The 1,794-nt window shown below is 43.7% G+C and carries 1 protein-coding gene and 1 pseudogene; one reads left to right on the top strand and one right to left on the bottom strand.

Annotated features, from left to right (window positions below):
• Positions 1-101: 101 nt before the first annotated feature.
• Positions 102-1,085, bottom strand: coding sequence for a homoserine kinase (locus A3763_RS18215; RefSeq protein WP_068513130.1), 984 nt, complete (start codon positions 1,083-1,085; stop codon positions 102-104).
• A 274-nt stretch (positions 1,086-1,359) separates the two neighbouring features.
• Between A3763_RS18215 and A3763_RS18210 the strand changes: the two are divergent.
• Positions 1,360-1,794, top strand: a pseudogene (locus A3763_RS18210) (Fe-S cluster assembly protein SufB); the annotation flags it as partial.

Genomic DNA, 1,794 nt, shown 5'->3' with positions numbered 1-1,794 from the left:
ACCAGCCTCAAGAAGGTTGGAACCTGGTTGATATTAGTTTCAACACCAACATTAATGCTTTGTTTGAGTAGGATATACGGTAAAGAAATTAGCTATTTTACTTATAGCGCTTGCGCTCGAAGTAAAATAGCCTTCATTTCATCCGGGTTTTTGGCGGTATCACCCTCTACAGAATGTTGCTGATAACCTGGCAGATAGTAACTAACCAAACGGCTAATCCAGAACCTTAAGGCGCCAAGCTCAAGACACCTGGGCCAAACCTCTCGTTCCCTGTCAGTCCAGGGTCGATGCGACTGATAAGCCTGAGTTATTGCTCTCAGCAAGCCCTCATCATAATCTCCTTTCGATGCATTCCACGCCCAATCATTCGCCATCACCGCCAAGTCAAATAACAAGGTAGCCTGACAGGCATGATAGAAATCAATGACCCCTGAAACCTCATCCCGCCGAAACAAGACATTGTCACGAAATAAGTCGCCATGAACGATACCCTGAGGGCAGTCTTGGGTGGCACTTCCATATTCATTGCTATATCTGAATATTGACTGCTCTAGTAAGTCAAAGTCTTCTTCTGGCATAGCACTCTGTTGCAAAAGCGCCTTCTGCGCCAACATCCAATCGCTATCTCGCGCTAAAGGGCGACTTCTTGGAAAGTCCCTTAAAGCCAGGTGCATACTTGCCAGATATTCAGCCATCGCCTCACACTGTGTAACCTTGGGTTTGCCCACTGCCTTACCAGACAAGCATTGAACGATCATTCCAGGCTTTTGCTCAAGTTCGAAAATTGCTTCGCCTTGCTTAGTCAATACTGGCGCAGGAACTTTAAAACCTTCTCGGGCCAGGTGCGTCGTCAGCTCATTGAAAAAGGGTAAAGTGTTTTTTTCCATGCTCTCGAAAAGAGTAAGAACATACCTCACGGCGCCTTTATCCGCTTCTTCGCCCCCGCTTTTTGGGTAGGTATCTAGAAAATAATTGGTATTCTCAATACCAGCGCTAATCTCGCTAAAGCCAACAAGCTCACCTAAGTCATATGACTCGAGAAGCTTGTCTATTTGTGAACGAGTCAATTGAGTGTAAACAGCCATCTATTCCTTCCTTACCGAATATATACCTATCTTAGCCTAAGCAATGTATTTTAATTGTACTAAATCTGATTTTTTTGGAAAAAAAAGCTACAATACGCGCCCTCTGGAAGTTTATCGAAGTTGACCGTTTTTACTATTTTTTGTTCAGGTGGCATCAAAATACCTGACTAAATTACTTGGTTATTATATAATTCGCTAAATTCTATGACACCAGCTTGATAAAAAACCTGTTTTATCAAACGGATATATCTTATTTTTGGGAGAGCTTAAAAGCATGTCTGACTCCGATAAGGCCGTAAAAGACCTGATTAAACGAGAGTATGAGCATGGGTTTGTGACCGATATTGAGTCAGAAACCTTTGAACCCGGATTAAACGAGGATGTCATTCGTCGTATTTCGGCAAAAAAGAATGAGCCTGAGTGGTTACTAGAGTGGCGTTTGAAAGCTTATCAAAGCTGGCTGGATATGGAACAACCCGAATGGCAGCAGGTAAACTTCCCGGAAATCGACTTTAACGACATCGCTTATTTTTCCGCTCCCAAAAACCCGGACGATGCGCCGCAAAGTTTGGATGAAGTCGACCCTAAACTGCTCGAAACTTACGAGAAACTGGGCATACCATTACATGAGCGTGCTCGTTTGGCAGGTGTTGCAGTTGATGCTGTTTTCGACAGTGTCTCTATCGGTACTACCTTCAAAGAGAAGCTT

Source organism: Oleiphilus sp. HI0128 (assembly GCF_001635365.1).
This window is presented reverse-complemented; position numbering and strand designations above follow the sequence as displayed.